This window comes from Alteripontixanthobacter maritimus (assembly GCF_003340475.1).
GTDB classification, from domain to species: Bacteria; Pseudomonadota; Alphaproteobacteria; order Sphingomonadales; family Sphingomonadaceae; genus Alteripontixanthobacter; species Alteripontixanthobacter maritimus.
This window is the reverse complement of sequence record NZ_QBKA01000002.1, coordinates 1,235,679-1,253,071: the sequence shown is the minus strand read 5'-3', so window position 1 is coordinate 1,253,071 and position 17,393 is coordinate 1,235,679. Positions and strand designations below refer to the sequence as shown.

Annotated in this window: 13 protein-coding genes; 9 read left to right on the top strand and 4 right to left on the bottom strand. The window is 62.3% G+C overall.

The features are described 5' to 3' along the window. The first annotated feature begins 46 nt into the window (after positions 1 to 46). Positions 47 to 778 carry an SDR family NAD(P)-dependent oxidoreductase gene (locus HME9302_RS06250; protein ID WP_115366308.1) on the top strand — a complete coding sequence of 244 codons (732 nt, stop codon included), beginning with the start codon at positions 47 to 49 and terminating at the stop codon, positions 776 to 778. A 14-nt stretch (positions 779 to 792) separates the two neighbouring features. After that, positions 793 to 1,464: an HAD-IB family hydrolase gene (locus HME9302_RS06245; RefSeq protein WP_181815703.1), complete on the top strand. Its 672-nt coding sequence runs from the start codon at positions 793 to 795 to the stop codon at positions 1,462 to 1,464. Here the strand turns inward: HME9302_RS06245 and HME9302_RS06240 are convergent. Together HME9302_RS06240 and HME9302_RS06235 are read right to left on the bottom strand one after the other, a co-directional pair. After that, positions 1,454 to 2,635: a hypothetical protein gene (locus HME9302_RS06240; RefSeq protein WP_115366306.1), complete on the bottom strand. Its 1,182-nt coding sequence runs from the start codon at positions 2,633 to 2,635 to the stop codon at positions 1,454 to 1,456. The genes HME9302_RS06245 and HME9302_RS06240 overlap by 11 nt on opposite strands. After that, complete coding sequence (locus HME9302_RS06235) at positions 2,632 to 3,765, bottom strand: hypothetical protein (protein WP_147270778.1); 1,134 nt, start codon at positions 3,763 to 3,765, stop codon at positions 2,632 to 2,634. The genes HME9302_RS06240 and HME9302_RS06235 overlap by 4 nt, the downstream gene beginning before the upstream one ends. A gap of 195 nt (positions 3,766 to 3,960) precedes the next feature. Here HME9302_RS06235 and HME9302_RS06230 point away from each other — a divergent pair, with 195 nt between their 5' ends. Then, complete coding sequence (locus tag HME9302_RS06230; RefSeq protein WP_115366304.1) at positions 3,961 to 5,286, top strand: lipopolysaccharide biosynthesis protein; 1,326 nt, start codon at positions 3,961 to 3,963, stop codon at positions 5,284 to 5,286. Then, positions 5,283 to 6,062, top strand: coding sequence for a nucleotidyltransferase family protein (locus HME9302_RS06225; RefSeq protein WP_115366303.1), 780 nt, complete (start codon positions 5,283 to 5,285; stop codon positions 6,060 to 6,062). The genes HME9302_RS06230 and HME9302_RS06225 overlap by 4 nt, the downstream gene beginning before the upstream one ends. Here the strand turns inward: HME9302_RS06225 and HME9302_RS06220 are convergent. After that, positions 6,059 to 6,955: a haloalkane dehalogenase gene (locus HME9302_RS06220; RefSeq protein ID WP_115366302.1), complete on the bottom strand. Its 897-nt coding sequence runs from the start codon at positions 6,953 to 6,955 to the stop codon at positions 6,059 to 6,061. The two genes, HME9302_RS06225 and HME9302_RS06220, sit on opposite strands and share 4 nt — an antisense overlap. A 150-nt stretch (positions 6,956 to 7,105) precedes the next feature. Next, positions 7,106 to 9,958: an Rne/Rng family ribonuclease gene (locus tag HME9302_RS06215; RefSeq protein ID WP_115366301.1), complete on the bottom strand. Its 2,853-nt coding sequence runs from the start codon at positions 9,956 to 9,958 to the stop codon at positions 7,106 to 7,108. A gap of 453 nt (positions 9,959 to 10,411) precedes the next feature. Between HME9302_RS06215 and HME9302_RS06205 the strand changes: the two genes are divergently transcribed. The 5 genes from HME9302_RS06205 to HME9302_RS06185 all read left to right on the top strand — a co-directional run bounded on the left by HME9302_RS06205 (position 10,412) and on the right by HME9302_RS06185 (position 17,327). Next, positions 10,412 to 11,257: an N-acetylmuramoyl-L-alanine amidase family protein gene (locus HME9302_RS06205; protein ID WP_230079893.1), complete on the top strand. Its 846-nt coding sequence runs from the start codon at positions 10,412 to 10,414 to the stop codon at positions 11,255 to 11,257. 74 nt (positions 11,258 to 11,331) lie between these two features. Then, the gene (locus HME9302_RS06200; protein WP_115366298.1) at positions 11,332 to 13,902 is read left to right on the top strand and encodes a penicillin-binding protein 1A; all 2,571 of its coding nucleotides are present in this window, start codon (positions 11,332 to 11,334) and stop codon (positions 13,900 to 13,902) included. A gap of 124 nt (positions 13,903 to 14,026) precedes the next feature. Next, complete coding sequence (gene prfB, locus HME9302_RS06195) at positions 14,027 to 15,154, top strand: peptide chain release factor 2 (RefSeq protein ID WP_115366297.1); 1,128 nt, start codon at positions 14,027 to 14,029, stop codon at positions 15,152 to 15,154. Next, complete coding sequence (locus HME9302_RS06190; RefSeq protein WP_115366296.1) at positions 15,151 to 15,876, top strand: class I SAM-dependent methyltransferase; 726 nt, start codon at positions 15,151 to 15,153, stop codon at positions 15,874 to 15,876. The genes prfB and HME9302_RS06190 overlap by 4 nt, the downstream gene beginning before the upstream one ends. A gap of 44 nt (positions 15,877 to 15,920) precedes the next feature. Then, positions 15,921 to 17,327, top strand: a complete 1,407-nt coding sequence (locus HME9302_RS06185) for an NAD(P)H-dependent flavin oxidoreductase (RefSeq protein ID WP_115366295.1) — start codon at positions 15,921 to 15,923, stop codon at positions 17,325 to 17,327. The last annotated feature ends 66 nt before the right edge of the window (positions 17,328 to 17,393 follow it).

Here is a 17,393-nt window from a genome sequence, read left to right as displayed (position 1 = left end):
GTAAGCTGGCGCTTGCAGCAGCGATCCGCGGCTGTAGGACGACGCGATGAGCAATCCAGGAACACTCCCTACCGCCTGCGTATTCGGCGCATCGGGCGGCATCGGGTCCGCACTTGTGGCGGGCCTGGTAGCATCGGGTCGTTTTGGCGACGTGTTTGCGGGGTCCAGAACCGGCGATTGCGGATTATCCGGTGCAAATGATTTCGCATTCGACCTGCTGGATGAAAGCAGCATCGCGGCCGCCGCCGGACGGCTGAAGGATACCGCGCCGCAACTTGTCATCGTGGCGACAGGGTCACTGACATTGCCCGGTGGGGCCGGGCCGGAAAAGTCGCTGCGGTCGCTCGATCCCAAAATTATGGGCGAGATGTTTGCGCTCAACACGATCGGACCTGCAATCATTGCGAAGCATTTTCTGCCGCTGCTGCCGCGTTCGGGGCGAAGCGTGTTTGCGGCGCTGTCGGCCCGGGTGGGGTCGATTTCGGATAACGGGCTGGGCGGATGGCATTCCTACCGTGCCAGCAAGGCGGCGCTCAACATGATGCTGCGTAACTTCGCCATCGAAACCGCCCGCACCCGGAAAGAAGCTATCGTAGTGGGCCTGCATCCCGGCACGGTGGACACGCGCTTGTCGAAGCCGTTTCAGGGCAATGTGCCCGATGCGCAATTGTTCACTCCGGCAAAGTCGGCGGCGTGCCTGATTGATGTGATCGACGGTCTTACGCCGAAAGATACGGGGTACGTGTTCGACTGGCGGGGGGAGCGTATTCCGGCATGAATGGCGGGCCGGGAATGCACCGCATAGCCGTCTACGATCTCGACAAGACATTGCTGCGGCACGCCACGTTTACGCCGTTTCTGGCATTCGCTGCGTGGAAGCGTTCTCGCTGGCGCGTGCTGCTGTTGCCGATCTGGATCGCCGTAATGCTTGCGTACAAACTAGGCGCGATGTCGCGCGGCCGATTGAAGGAGCTGGGGCTGCGTATGATCCTCGGCAAGCGCGTCGATGGTGCGGTGGTGGAGGAACTTGGCGAGCGTTTTGGACAAGCCGTCTGGCCTAACTGGCTTTCGCATGAGGCCGGGGTGGCGCTGGAGGTTGAACGTGCGGAAGGCTGGACGTTGGTGCTGGCGACGGCCGCCATGGACTTCGTCGCAGGACCGATCGCGCGCAAGGCCGGTACAACCGACGTGATAGCGACGCGGCATAGGCTGACAGACGGCGTCGGTCCGGTCCGGATCGAAGGCCGGAACTGTTATGCCGCAGAGAAACTGGCGCGCTTCGAAAGCTGGCTCGACGACGCGGAACTGGACCGCGCCAACTGCGAAATACGTTTCTATTCGGACAGCATCAGCGACGCGCCGTTGCTGGACTTCGCGGACGACGCGGTGCTTGTCGATCCGTCAGTATCAGCGCGCAGGGTCGCCGCCGTCAGAGGTTGGCGGACGGTAAACTTCAACTCTTAGCATCTACCAGTTCGGCAAGAGCATCCGCGCCGCGCTGCGCTGCGCTGCGTTCGGGCCTGATATCCATGGTGTAGGCAAACAGCCGTTCCTGCGCCTCACGAAACCTGGCTCCCGTCTCGCGCCAATCGGCCAGTTGTTCGGCCAGATCGCTGGCCGAGGTTACCACCGGGCCGTTCTGCCAGAACTGATATGCATCCGCGCCTTGGCCCGCCGCGTCGATAAAAACTACCGGACGAGGGCGGCGCAGGAATTCGTAAACCTGACTGCTGACATCACCCACATAGATGTCGCCCGAATTGGTATAGGTCATGTCGAACAGCGCCGGGCTGTTGGTGTCGATCAGGATATTGTCCGCTGCCAGCGCTTCCGCCGGTATCTCCGGCCTGCGGCGCGCGGTCTTGTATTCGGGCGATATGTGCAGCTTCTTGCGAAACAGCATGACGTGCGGCGCGAACACGCAGTTGAAGCGGCCCTGCTGCGTTGCCACCCAGCGCAGGAACGCAGGCCCGGTATCGTACCATGACGACAGATGCGGGTCGAAATGCGGGTTGTAGACGATCGTCGGCAGGTCGTTATCGAAGAGCTTTCGCGGCCCGCCATTCCCGACCGCATCGAATTTGGCATAGCCGATCAGGCGGCACTGGTCCGGCGCGGCGAGGCCATGCGCGACCATCTCGTCCGCAACCTTTTGCCCGCTCAAAAGGAAGTAATCGAATTGCGCCAGCTCCGGGTGGTAGCTGACGCTGCGATCGCCCGCGCCATGTGGGATGAAAACGAAACGCGGAGCGGTGTTACCCATTCCGCGACGCAACTTGCGGCGGACACGAAGGCAAGTGCGTTCCGGCGAGACGATCAGATCGGCCGTCTCGAACAGCGCAATGTGCCGGCGCAATCGAGCCAGCCGGATGACCGGCGCGAGTTTGTTAAGCAGCGCAAGCGCGCCGTTCATCCACCCTGGTAAGGATAGGTCAACCCAGCGTATTGCGCCCCCCTGCGCAGGTGTGATCAGGCTGCGAACCTGCGTCTCGATTGCGGGACTACCCGTCGCGGCCAGCACATCTAGTTCGGGCCGGGACTCTGCCAGCGCCCCCATCACACCGGCGATATGCGCGGCCTGATGCGCTGCATCGTGATTGTACAGGAACAGCACGGTCCGCCGCTGCGTGCTCATGTCGCAATCTTACCGTTGCGCACATATTCGACGATCCAGTCGGCGGCACGTGGGACCACGTCGTCACTGGTTTCACCCAGCGCTAGGGCGGTGAGTTCGACCTGCTTATTTCGGAACTGATTGTGCAGAGCGGGCGCGCGCTCGATTGCTGCCATCAGGTCGCCCGGATCGTCCACCACCTCGCCCATTTGCCAGAAGGCGTAATGCGGATCGCCGCGCCAGTCGACGCCGTGGGCGTTCAGGAACACGCAGGGGCGAGGGCGGATGGTAAATTCATAAACCTGGCTGCTGACATCGCCGACGTAGATGCCCGACGCCTCGGTATAGCTGTTGTCGAGCAGGCGGGGGGAGGCAGGATCGACGATGATGGTATCGGTGCTGCGATCCCGGAGCCGCTGGCGGACTTGTTCGCTGCGGCGCTTGAACAGTTTCGTATGCGGGGCAACGATAAGGTTGCGGCTATCGTCCTGCCTGAACGCGGCCATCATCGGTTCGAAGAACCGGTCCCAACTGCGCTGTTTGCGATCCTTGTGCGGATTGTAGAGCACGACCGGGTTGTCGTTCGGGAACAGCGGTTGCTGCGCGCGAGCCAGCGCGCGGGAGGAGGCAAATTTAGTATAACCTGCCGCTGCGACATGGCCGGGACGCGACAGGCCATGTCTGACGTAATAGGCTGCGTCCGCCTCGCCTTTCAGCAGCAACAGGTCGCAATGCACACGCTTGGAGAAGCTTGGCACCGCGCGCCCACCAGCCCCGTGGGTGATGAGTATGCGGGAAGGCCGCTGATTTTCCGGCTCCCCCGCGAACAGGTCCGCAATACCATCCTCGGTCGAAATTACAGCGTCGTAGCCTCGCAGGCGCTCCTCATTGGCGGCTAGCACTTGCGGCTTGGCGAGGCCCAGCAGTCTGACGCGTTGGATTGCCTTGCCCAGCCAGCCCGCCTCCATATGGTGCATAGGAAAGGCCGGTGCGCCGTGGGCCTGCCGCAGCAATTCCAGCGTGTGGGGAGTAGCTGGATCGATATAATACACGTCCACATCGACATCGGGGCGCGCCATCAGGTCCAGCATCACCGCCGCGCAGTGATAGGCCTGATAGGTCTCCGCAATGTACAGGAAAGCAAGGCGCACGGTTGGTTCCGGGATGACGACGGGACTGGGCCGAGGCAATGGTTCGGCGTTGCATGGCAATAGCCGCTCGGTCCCCGCGCGCAAGACCGCGACGCGCCAACCTGCTTCGTCTGATCGCGACTAGTAATGTCCGTGCGGGGGAGGGCAGCCATCGGCTCGCTTGTCTCGCCAGTTTGAATAGTTCATGCCGCCCGCATGGCCGAGCAGATCGATACGCATCATGCGCATGATGGATGGCAGCGTATTTTAAAGAATGTCGGTTGGTTGCTGGGCGGGAAGGGGTTCGGCGGCGTTTGCAGTCTGATCTATCTGGCGATCCTGGTGCGTTCGCTGGGCGTAAAGGACTTCGGCCACTTCTCGCTGATCTTCGGTACCGGGCAGGCGCTGGTGGCGCTGTCGGGGTTCCAGACGTGGCAGGGCATCGTGCGTTACGGCACGGACCATATTGCGAAGGGTGCGTGGGACAAATTCGGGCGTCTGGCGATGCTTGGCGGGGCCATCGACGTCCTAGGGGCGCTGTCCGGATGCGCGCTCGCGGCATTGCTGATCTACGGGTTCGGCCCGATGCTGGACCTCAACCCGCGCTATATCGACACGACATTCTGGTTCATCTGTGCGCTTGTGCTGGCCCGTGTGAGCGCACCGGTCGGCGTAATCCGGGTGTACGACAGATATGATCTGACTGTCGCGGCAGGCGCGCTCAATCCGGCAGGCAGGCTGATCGCGGCGACGCTGATCTGGCTAACCGGGCCAAGCGTGGAACGGTTCCTGTTCGCCTGGGCTGCGATCGAGATGGTTGTGGCGGTATTGTACTGGACAATCGCCTGGCGGTTGCGGCCGGGCGTGCTGTCCTTTGCCCGTCTGCGCCATTGGCGCAGGACCCTCAACGAGAACGAGGGCTTGTTCGGCTTTCTCGGCATCCTCTACTTCAATTCATCTGCCATGGCCGCGTTGCAGCAAGGACCCTTGCTGGCGGTCGGGTATTTCCTGGGCACCAGTGCGGCCGGTATCTATCGCGTCGCGGACCAACTGGCGAAGGGGCTATCCAAACTGGCGACGCTGGTCACGCAGGCGCTGTATCCCGAGGTTACGCGCCAACGTTCGGCGGCGCCTGCCAACCAGTTTCGCAAGCTGGTCCGGCGGATCAACATTCTCGTGATCGGCACCGGACTGGTGGTCGTGCTGCTAGCGATCGTTGCAGGGGAAGCGGTCCTATCGCTGATCGGCGGCGCGCCGTTTGCCGCGGGTGCGCTGGTGCTCGTGCCGCTGTCCATTGGTGCGGCATTCGAACTGGCGAGCGTGTCGTACGAACCGGTGCTGCACTCCTCCGGCCATGCGGCGTACCCGCTATTTGCCCGGCTGATAGCAATTGCGGTGATGGCTGGCTGTATTCTGGCCTTGCTGGGGGCGGGCACATTGGGGATCGGCTGGGCGGTCGCGATCGGACTGGGCGCGGCCTATTTTGTCATGTCGGTGATGGTCTGGCGGGTGTTGCGCCAGATGGATGCGGTCACGGCATGAGCGGGTTTGCGGCCCTTATCCTGGCAGGAACACGGCCCGGCGGCGATCCGTTTGCCCGTGAAATAGGGGTTTTGCATAAGGGTCTTATCGAGGTCGGCGGCATACCGATGCTGGAACGTGTGATTACTGCCCTGCAGGGTGCCGGGGCCAACCGGATCGCCGTCAGCTGCGATGACGGGGCGGTAGCAGATCTGGCGCGACGGACCGGGTGTGATGTGGTTGCGACCGAGGCCGGACCTAGCCAGAGCGCTCTTGCTGCGCTTGATATAATCGGCGCTCCGCTGGTTATCACGACCGCCGATCACGCGCTGTTGCAGCCCGAGTGGGTGCAGCAACTGGTGGCGGACACGTCGGCCAATGCTGACGTATCGGTGATGTTGGCTCGCCAAGAGGATGTGGAACGCGCCGCACCCGGCACCCGGCGCACATATCTCGGTTTCGCCGATGGCCGCTGGTCTGGCTGCAACCTGTTTTACATCGCCAGTCCGCGAGGCCGCGCTGCGCTGGAACTATGGCGTCACGTAGAGGCAAACCGGAAGCGGCCATGGCGCATTGTGGCGAGGCTCGGCCTGCCGACGTTGTTCGCCTATCTGACGCGGCGGCTGACTATGGCTGACGGACTTGCACGGTTGGGCAAGCGTATCGGGATCGCCGTCGCTCTGGTTCGGGCGGTCGAAGGGCACGCGGCAATCGATGTGGACAAGCAAGCCGACCTTTTGCTGGCCGAAAAGCTGCTGGCGGCACGCGAAGCTGGGGCGGAAGCGGGCCCGCCCTAAACCCCGGCGTGGCGCGCCGTATCCAGGATTGCTGCGACGAAGCCTTCGGGATCATCCTCCTGAATGAAGTGATTGCCGCTCAGCGTGCGGTGCAGGTCGTGGCCCTTAGTACCGGGCACGACCCCCACAAAAGCTTTCTCCCCGCCCGTGGTAATCTTGTCCGCGTCGCTGAATGCACAGGTGAACGGTTTGCCAAATGTCTTGAGGCTTTCCCACGCAGCAAGCTGATCGGGCACCGCGACATTCTCGCCCAGAGGCACAAGGCTTGGAAAGACGCGCGCGCAGGCCTTGCTGGCTTCATCGGGGAAGGGCGCGTCGTATGCGGCGATTTCCTCCGCGGAAAGCTCTCGTGAGACCCCGCCATTGATGATATCGCCCACGGGAAAGGCAGGGCTTTCGAGCGAGAATTTCCGCCATGCCGCAAAAGCTTCCGGCGGCTCCTGGCCGGCAGGCAAACCACCGTTCGACAGAATTACAGCCGCAAACCGCTCGGGCATTTCCGCAACCAGCCGCAATCCGATCAGTGAGCCCCAGTCCTGGCACGCCAGCACAACGCCGGTCAGGTCCATCGCTTCCACCCATTCGCGCATCCATGCCACGTGTCCGGCATAGGAATAGGCGGCTTGGTCGGTCGGCTTGTCGCTGCGACCGAACCCAATGAGGTCCGGCGCGACGACCCGGTACCCGGCGTCGACCACCGGCCCGATCATGTGGCGGTAGAGGTAGCACCAGCTCGGTTCGCCATGCATCATTAGCACCGGCGTGGCTCCGCGCGGTCCCTCGTCGAGATAATGCAGGCGCAGACCGTCTTCCAGCTCATGGTAGTGTGGTTCGAAAGGGAAGTCGGGCAAGTCGGTAAAGCGGTCGTCGGGTGTGCGGGCAATCGCGGTCATGGAAGGCTCCTGCGTGGATGAAGCGTCAGCGTGGGCTACCGACGCGTCGAGCGCAAGGTCAGGCGACGACGATTCGCGGACCAGACAAGATAACGGCGCGGACACCATATGGTATCCGCGCCGTCGGCTTTTTGGTTGTGTCCGGCGGAGCTACTCCCCGAACGTGCGTTGCCACCAACCCCGGCGGGGCTTGCCTTCAGGAGCCGTAGCTCCGGCAGCTTCCTGAGGTTTGGCAGGCTTGTCATCCGCAGGCTTCGTATCGCCCTTCAGCGCGCTGGGGGCGGATGCCGGGATCGCTGCATCCTTGCTGGCAGACTGCTCGCTGTCGGTCTGTACCGCGGCAGCCTTTGGCGCGGCTTTCTTGCGCGGAGCCCGCTTGGCTTTCGGCTTCTCCTCCGCAGGAGCTGCCGCCGTGTCTGGTGCTCCGGCTTCGTCCTCGACTTTTTTCTTGCGCGGCGCGCGTTTGGCCTTGGGTTTCTCGGCAGTCTTTTCGGCAGCCTGGTCGTCCGCCGATTTGTCGTCACCTTCGGATGCGGCTTTCTTACGAGGAGCTCGCTTGCGCTTGGGTTTGGCGTCGGACTGTGCGGCCTCGGCGGCTTCCGCCGTTTCGGGTGCACCGTCGGGACCAGCGACGACCGCTATGTCGTCCTGCATCTGGTCAGCTACATCTGCGAGGCCTTCGGCGTCTTGCGATGTAACCGTCCGTTTGTCGTTCGAGCTTTCGTCCTGCTGGCCATCCTGGTCGCTGCGGTTGCGATTGCGGCCCCGGCCGCCACGCCGACGGCGGCGCTTGCGCGGCTTGCCATCCTCGTCCTGGTCGTTGCTGTCGGTACTGGTGTTAGCGTCGTTTTCGCCGTCATTGTCCGAGCGGTTGTCGGTATCGCTATCGTCCGAAGATTCGTCCCGGTTCTTGTTGCGACCGCGACCGCCACGACGGCGGCGTTTGCGCGGACGATCATCGTCTTCGTTGCGGTCATCGCGACCACGGCCGCCGCGACCGCGATTTCCGCGGCGATTGTCGTCTTCCTCGTCTTCGTCCTCATCGGAGGTTTCTTCGATATCGTCATCATCGTCATCGTCATCGACGATTGGTTCAAACTTCGGCGGTTCGGTAGGTTTGGGTCCGCTGCTGCCGACTTCCATCTTGGCGCCTTCGTCTTCGCCTTCGGGAATCACGTCGATCGAAACGTTGTAGCGATCCTCGATTTCCTGAAGCTCAGCGCGCTTGGAGTTGAGCAGGTACACCGCCGCTTCGGTGCTGCCGCGCAGGGTGATGGCGGTGCCCTTGCCCTTGGCCGCTTCGTCCTCGATCAGGCGCAGCGCTGAAAGTCCGGCGCTCGATGCAGTGCGGACCAGGCCGGTGCCGTCGCAATGCGGGCATTCGCGCGTGGTGGCTTCCAGAACGCCCGTACGCAGGCGCTGGCGGCTCATTTCCATCAGGCCGAAGCTGGAGATGCGGCCCACCTGAATGCGGGCGCGGTCGTTCTTCAGCGCATCTTTCATCGCGCGTTCGACCTTACGCACGTTGTTGTTGTAATCCATGTCGATGAAATCGATCACGACCAGTCCGGCCATGTCGCGCAGGCGCAGCTGGCGGGCAATTTCCCGCGCGGCTTCCAGATTGGTCGCCGTCGCCGTCTGCTCGATCCCATGTTCCTTGGTGGAACGGCCGGAGTTGATGTCGATCGATACCAGCGCCTCGGTCGGGTTGATGACCAGATAGCCGCCCGACTTCAATTGCACGACCGGTTCGTACATCGCGCGCAACTGGTCTTCCGCGCCGTAGCGCTGGAACAGCGGCACGGGATCGGAATAAGCCTTCACCCGGCGCGCATGGCTGGGCATCAGCATCTTCATGAAGGCCTTGGCAGATTTGTAGCCTGCTTCGCCTTCCACGATCACTTCTTCTATCTCGCGATTGTAGATGTCACGAATGGCACGCTTGATTAGATCGCTGTCCGAATGGATCAGGGCAGGTGCACTCGAGCCGAGCGTGTTCTCGCGGATCTCGTCCCACACACGGGCAAGGTAGTCGAAGTCGCGCTTGATTTCCGTTTTCGTCCGGCTGAGCCCGGCGGTTCGCACGATCAGGCCCATGGAGCGTGGCAGGTCGAGCGCGCCGACCACCTGCTTCAGACGCTTACGGTCGCCAGCATTGGCGATCTTGCGACTGATGCCGCCGCCATGCGTGCTGTTTGGCATAAGTACCGTGTAACGCCCGGCGAGGGAGAGATAGGTGGTAAGGGCCGCGCCCTTATTGCCGCGCTCTTCCTTTACGACCTGCACCAGCAGCACCTGGCGGCGCTGGATGACGTCCTGGATCTTGTACCGGCGGCGCAATTCCTGACGGCGCGCGCGTACTTCGTCGACCTGCTTCGCTCGGCTGCCGCCGCCCGAACCTTTGCCGCCTTTCTTGCCGCGACCCTGACGACGGCCACGACCGCGACCACGGCCTTTCTTGCCATCGTCGTCGGAAGCTTCCGCGTCGGTATCGTCATCATCGTTGTCGTCGTCACCTGCATCATCGTCGCCTTCGACCTGACCCTCCTCGATCGTGGCGACGGCGTCCTTTTCGTCGGTGTCGACTTCTTCCATCCCGTCTTCGGACAAATCTTCGGCAAGCGCGCCAGATGATTCGTCATCGGCGTCATACTCATCACCGGGCGTGTGTCCCTCATCCTCTTCCTCGGCGCGGAGGCGCGATTCTTCTTCCGCAGCCTCGGCATCTTCGGCGAGCAATGCCTCGCGATCCTCTTTCGGGATCTGATAGTAATCGGGGTGAATTTCGCTGAATGCCAGGAAGCCATGCCGGTTGCCGCCGAAATCGACGAAAGCGGCCTGCAGGCTGGGTTCTACACGGGTTACCTTGGCGAGGTAGATGTTGCCTTTGATCTGCTTGTGTTCGGCAGATTCGAAGTCGAATTCCTCAATCCGGTTTCCCTTGAGGACCGCCACACGCGTTTCTTCGGTGTGGCGCGCATCGATTAGCATGCGCGTTGCCATTAGTTATTCTCCATGCGCCTCCGGGCGGGGCCAAGCCTGTGGCTGGACCTGCTAGGGAAGGGCGCAATTTATTGTGAAAGCCGCGCGGCTCTGACCGATGCGCGGCAAAAGAATACCGCAACTGCGCCATCGTGGCACCGCGGCGGAATGATGTGTCTGCAAGGTCCGGAACGCGCGTCGAAGGCGCTGCCAACCCCGCCAACGCAACCGCGTGCCCGCAGGTACGCAATTGCTGGATCGGGTGGTGGCTATTCATGAAACTGCATCAACCTGTCGTAAGTCCCGGACCGCGTGTGCGGCCGGACAAGACGGCGGGAGTTGACGGCATAACCGGCCCCCATTCGCCTACATTTGGCAAGTAGCACCCTGCCAACGATGCGGCAACCATATTGCAACCGACCCTAAAGCCGCCCTAACGCTGCCCCCGGTATGACATTGCGATTGCAGTTGTGGATGATTTTCCTTGCCCCGGTGCTGCTGGTGGCGGGGCTATTCGCGCTCGGGCTGACCGTGCCGGTCCCGCATCTCGGGCGTGATTACGTCCTGCGGCTGGTGTTGCCGGACGCGGGGCAGCCGGTCGATCTGCCAAAGGTCTATGGACCGCAGGACAATAGCCGCCCCCTTGTCGTGATTGACGCCGGCCATGGCGGACGCGACCCCGGTGCCAGCGGCGCAGCTATCCGTGAAAAGACCGTCGTCCTGGGCCTGGCACAGTCGTTGAAGGAGGCGCTGCTGGCAAACGGCGGTGTCCGCGTGGCCATGACGCGCGAAGATGACAGCTTCCTGGTATTGGAAGAGCGCCCCGAAATCGCCCGACGGCTGCGCGCCGATCTCCTCGTTTCCATTCACGCCGACAGCGCCGCCGGGGCGAGCGGTGTGAGCGGCGCCAGCATCTATACCCTGTCGCAGCAGGCATCGAGCGAAGCGGCCGCCCGGTTTGCAGCGCGCGAAAACCGGGTCGATCGGGTGAACGGCATCGGGGTCGATGGCAGAAGCCAGGAAGTGGTGGATATCCTTGTTGAGCTGGCACAGCGCCGGGTGCAGGGTGCGTCCGCCGAACTGGCAAGCCTGATCGAGCGGGAGGGGCAGGGCAAGCTGCAGTTCCATCCACAAGCGCGCCGATCCGCACCGCTGGCGGTTTTGCGCGCACCCGACGTGCCGGCGGTATTGTACGAGGCCGGTTTCATTACCAATCCCGAAGATGCCGAACGCCTGACTTCCGCGGAGGGACGCGAGCAATTCGCCAGCACCATGGCGCGCGCGATCCGCATTTTTCTCGCGCGGCGGTCCGGCGAATAAGTCGGTGACCCCGCTATCCGCCGTTTTCGTTCTGGCGCACGACAGAATCGCCGTGCTAGGGCTGCGCACGATTTATGGCTAACCAACTCACAGGCGAATCTATCCGTTACCGCATCCGGCGCGACGCGTCGGGCGCGTGGAGCTGGATGCGGCGCATCATGCGCGAACATCGCTTGGTGCGCTGGGCGATCTACGCCGCGCTGGCGGGGTTCGCAGCCTTGTTCCTGCTATGGGCGTATCTGGTCTACAATTTGCCCGACGCTTCGACACTGGAAGATTACGAACCACCGCTGCCTACGATGGTGCGCGGGATCGATGGCGAGATCGTCGGATCGTTCGCGCGCGACCGGCGGGTGCAACTGCAGTATGCTGATTTTCCGCGGCCCCTGATAAATGCTTACCTCGCGGCAGAGGATCGAACGTTTTTTAGCCATGGCGGCGTCGATCTGACGGGTACGCTGAACGCGGTGTTCGATTTCGCCACCAAGTTCGGTTCGGGGGAGCGGGCGGTAGGCGGCTCCACCATCACCCAGCAGGTCGCTAAGAACAGCCTGCTGGGCGATGAATATTCGGTCACCCGCAAGCTGAAGGAAATGCTTCTCGCAGGCGATATCGAGGACGTTCTGACGAAGCAGGAAATTCTTGAGCTTTACCTTAACGACATTCCGCTTGGCCGCCGCAGCTTCGGTGTTCAGGCTGCAGCGCGCGCCTATTTCAACAAGGATGTGGGCGACCTCGATCTGCATCAGTTCGCGTTTCTGGCAATTCTGCCGAAGGCGCCGGAACGCTATGGCCGCGCCGGCAACGAAGAACGCGCGATCGAACGCCGCAACTGGGTGCTGGGTCAGATGGCCGAAAACGGTTGGGCGAGCGAGGCCGACGTGACTCGCGCGAAGGCGCAGCCGCTTGGCCTGGAAAAGCAGGTCAGCGCCTATCGCAGCGCCGATGCCGGATACTTTATGGAAGAAGTACGCCGCCAATTGCTCGACCGATATGGCGAGAATGCGGAAGATGGCGCGAACAGTGTATATGGCGGCGGATTGTGGGTGCGGACCTCGCTTGACACCGAATTGCAGGATGCGGCGCGCGACGCCTTGCGGGCGGGGATGCTGCGTTATCATGGCAACCGCGGATGGACGGGGCCGGTCGCCAAGCTTAACCCGGATAATGGCAGCCTGACCCAGCAACTGGCCAGCTCCAATCTCGATATAAATTACAAGGACTGGCGCATTGGCGTAGTCACCGCGCGGGATGGCAATTCGGCGACAATAGGCTTTACCGATGGCGAAACTTACCCACTGTCCGGTGCGCCGGGGAGCCTGAAAGTTGCCGATGTGGTTGTGGCCGAGGAATCGGGCGATGGTTACCGCTTGCGTGCCATTCCGGAAGTATCGGGCGGGTTCGCGGCGCAGGATGTGCACACCGGCCGTGTGCTCGCCATGCAGGGCGGGTTTGACAGTCGGCTTGGCAGTTTCAACCGCGCCACGCAGGCTGAACGGCAACCGGGTTCCACTATCAAGCCATTCGTCTACGCGACCGGCCTCGACAACGGCATGACGCCCGCCACGCAGGTTCCCGATCAGACGTATTGCTACTACCAGGGTAGCAAGCTGGGACGGAAGTGCTTTACGAATTTTGGCGGGAGCAGGGGCGGCGGGATCTATCCGATGCGCTTCGGGCTGGAACAGTCACGCAATCTGATGACAGTCCATATCGCGATGGAAGCCGGTATGCCGAATGTCATCAAGACGTTCGAAAAGGTCGGGATCGGCAGTTATGAACCGTATCCCGCGTTTGCTTTGGGGGCGGGCGACACCACCGTGATCAAGATGGTGAACGCCTATGCCGCGCTGGCCAATCACGGATTGCAGCACGAACCATCGGTCATCGACTACGTCCAGAACCGGCAGGGCGAAGTGATCTGGCGGGCGGACGATCGCAAATGCGAAGCGTGCAACATGCCGAAATGGGATGGCGCACCGATGCCGCGTCTTCCGGAATCCGGCAAGCAGGTGATCGACGCGCGCACCGCCTACCAGACCGTGCACATGCTCGAAGGTGTGGTGCAGCGCGGCACCGCAACCCGTTTGCGCAGCCTGGAACTGCCGCTGTTCGGCAAGACCGGCACGACCACCGGCCCGACCAACGCCTGGTTCGTGGGCGGTTCGCCGGATATCGTCGCAGGGACATATCTCGGTTTCGACCAGCCGCGTGATATGGGCAACTATGTGCAGGGTGGGAACACTGCCGCCCCGATCTTCCAGCAGTTCGTTAAAGACACAAAGGATCGCTGGAGCGGCTCCCCGTTTACAGCCCCCAAGGGCGTGCGCATGGTTCGCGTCGATCGGCGCTCGGGAAAGCGCGTCTTCGATGCGTGGCCGGGCACCGATCCCAAGGCGGCGGTGATATGGGAAGCATTCAAGCCCGATACCGAACCGCCACGCGCCACCAAGCAGGACGAACTGCAGGCCAAGCGCGAAGAACTGCTGGCGTTGATCCGCAAGGGCCAGCGGGGACCGCGCGTGTCGCGGCCGTCGACGTCGCGGCCATCGTCATCTAAACCGCCGCCGCAGTCGCAACCCACGCCGCAGCCGGAACCTACCATTCCGGTGGTATCGATACCGGTCATTCAGCCGACCACGTGACGGGCCATTGCTGGAACGTCGCACCAGCAATCTTTGCGGCGATACCCAGACTGTTCCGCCAAACCCTTGGCCCGATCCCGCCGGTAGTCTAAGCGCCTCATTCGCTGTTCACTGGAGACCCAAGATGCGTGCCGAAGGGCAAGCCCATATCGACCGTATCGAAGCCGCCCTTGCCCTGGTGCGGTTATCGCTGGACTGGGAGCGCGCGCTGCGCCGCCTCGACGAACTGAATGCGCGCGTCGAGGACCCCACCCTGTGGGACGATCCAAAGGCCGCCGAAGCCGTAATGCGCGAACGCCGCCGGTTGGAAGCAGCCGTGGGCACGGTGAATGGCATCTCGGCGGAAATGGCCGACGCGGTGGAATTCATCGACATGGGCGAGGCCGAGGGCGAAGCCGACATCGCCGATGACGGCTATGCCACGCTGGAACGCCTCGCCGATCGCGCCGATGCCGACAAAGTGCAGGCATTGCTGGCGGGTGAGGCCGATGGCAATGACACGTACATAGAAATCCATTCCGGCGCGGGCGGTACCGAAAGCCAGGACTGGGCCGAAATGCTGCAACGCATGTATGCGCGCTGGGCCGAACAGAAGGGCTACAAGGTCGAAATCGTGGATTACCACGCGGGCGATCAGGCGGGCATCAAGTCCGCCACGCTGCTGGTGAAGGGCGAGAACGCCTATGGCTATGCCAAGACCGAAAGCGGTGTGCATCGCCTGGTCCGCATCAGCCCGTATGACAGCAGCGCACGCCGCCACACATCGTTCAGCAGCGTTTGGGTGTATCCGGTCATCGACGATGAAATCGATATCGAGATCAACGAAAGCGACCTGAAGATCGACACCTACCGCGCGTCCGGCGCCGGTGGGCAGCACGTCAACACAACCGATTCCGCCGTCCGCATTACGCACCAGCCAACCGGCATCGTGGTCGCCAGCCAGAACGACCGCAGCCAGCACAAGAACCGCGCAACTGCGATGAACATGCTGAAAGCGCGCCTGTTCGAGCGGGAAATGGCGGAACGCGAGGCGGCGGCAAGCGGCGAGTATCAGGAAAAAACCGATATCGGATGGGGCCACCAGATCCGCAGTTATGTCCTCCAGCCATACCAGATGGTCAAGGATCTGCGCACCGGCGTAACCTCGACCGCGCCCGATGCCGTGTTAGATGGCTCGATCGATCAGTTTATCTCTGCCGCGCTGGCACAGCGGGTGACGGGCGAAACGGTCGAGGTGGAAGACGTCGAATGAAGCTGCGGGGCGCCCTTGCTGCGTTGGTCCTGCTGACTGCCACGGCCTGCCAGCAGCTGGACGATGCCGATCGGCCTGAAACTGCGCTGCAATTCCCGCGGGCCGACCGTCCTGTTTCGGATCTGAGTTCTAACCAGTTCAGTACCGAAACTGCGCGCGACAGCCGCGGCGAGGCGCAGACGGTGATGGATTTCGCCGAGATCGAACCCGGCATGACCGTGGCCGATATCGGTGCCGGCAATGGCTATTACACGATCCGGCTTGCCCAGCGCGTGGGCAAGAAGGGCCGCGTGGTTGCGCAGGATATCGATGCCGAGGCGATGGACCGGCTCGGCGAGCGGGTCGACCGCGAAAGACTGGATAACGTGTCAATCTCGCGCGGGGCGGCAGACGATCCGCACCTGCCGAATGACAGTTTCGATCGAATATTCCTGGTGCACATGTATCACGAGGTGACCGAGCCTTACGCATTTCTGTGGCGACTATGGCCAGCATTACGCGAAGGCGGACAGGTAATCGTGGTGGACGTGGACCGGCCGACCGACCAGCACGGCATCGATCCGTTGCTGCTGAGCTGCGAAATGCGCAGCGTCGGGTTCGAACTTGTGGCGTTTCGCGATGCGCCCGAACTGGCGGGCTACTATGCACAGTTCGAAGCAGCCGCTAGGAGGCCCGAACCAGGGGACATAAAACCGTGCCGCGGTAACCGGGCGGGCGGTTAGGGGCGCGGCGCCGATAAGGCAGCCAACAAAGGACTGAAAACTAGATGGCATTCAAGGGTCTGAAACCGTTCCAATACGGTGGCAAGGAAGTGTGGCCGCTGGTCGAGGGCGGCAAGGGCGTGTCCGCCACCAACCACAAGAGCAGCGGCGCATGGGCGGCCGCTGGCGGTATCGGCACGGTCAGCGCGGTCAATGCGGACAGCTACGATGCGGTCGGCAATGTCGTGCCCCAGGTTTATGACGCCGCGACCCGGAAGGAACGCCACGAACAGCTTGTCCGCTATGCCATTGACGGCGCTACAGAACAGGTAAAGCGCGCGCATGAAATGGCGAATGGCGAAGGCGCCATCAACATCAACGTATTGTGGGAAATGGGCGGCGCGCAGGCAGTGCTGGAAGGGGTGCTGGAACAGACCAAAGGCCTCGTCACCGGTGTAACCTGCGGCGCGGGTATGCCGTACAAGCTGGCGGAAATCGCCGCGCGGTATCAGGTCCAGTATCTGCCCATCATCAGTTCGGCCCGCGCCTTCCGAGCGCTGTGGAAACGCAGCTATTCCAAAGTGCCGGAACTGATGGCGGCCGTTGTCTACGAAGACCCGTGGCTGGCGGGCGGGCATAACGGCCTGTCCAACGCCGAAGACCCGCGCGAACCGCAGGACCCCTATCCACGCGTGAAGGAATTGCGCGCAACGATGCGCAAGGAAGGCGTTTCGGAAGATACAGCCATCGTCATGGCGGGCGGAGTCTGGTTCCTGCGCGACTGGAACGAATGGATCGATAATCCGGAGCTTGGCCAGGTGGTTTTCCAGTTCGGTACGCGCCCGCTGCTGACGAGGGAAAGCCCGATCCCGCAAGGGTGGAAGGATATGCTGCGCACCGTGGACGAGGGCGACGTTCTGTTGCACAAATTTTCCCCCACGGGCTTCTATTCCAGCGCGGTCAAGAACCCGTTCCTCTACGATCTCATCCATCGCTCCGAACGCCAGATTGCGTTTACCAAGGGCGCGGACGAAGAACATACCGAACAGCTCGATGTGGGCGTGCGCGGCAAGAATATGTTCGTGAAGCCGCAGGACAAGGAGCGTGCGAAGGTCTGGTTCGGGGAAGGTCATACCGAAGCGCTCAAAACGCCGGAGGATACGGTGGTTTACGTCACGCCCGACAAGCGCGATGAAATCCGCAAGGACCAGAAGGATTGCATGGGCTGCCTGTCGCATTGCGCGTTTTCGTCATGGAAGGACCATGACGATTACACTACCGGGCGTCTGGCTGATCCGCGCAGTTTCTGCATCCAGAAAACGCTGCAAGACATTGCGCATGGCGGCCCGACCGATGAGAACCTCGCCTTTGCGGGTCACGCGGCCTATAATTTCAAGACCGATCCGTTCTATTCCAACGGCTTTACGCCGACAGTGAAGCAGCTTGTCGATCGCATTCTGACGGGGGACTGACGACCGGTAACGGGCAACCCATCGCGCCGTTCGCAACTGCGCATCAAGTGCGTGTTCGCGAACGGC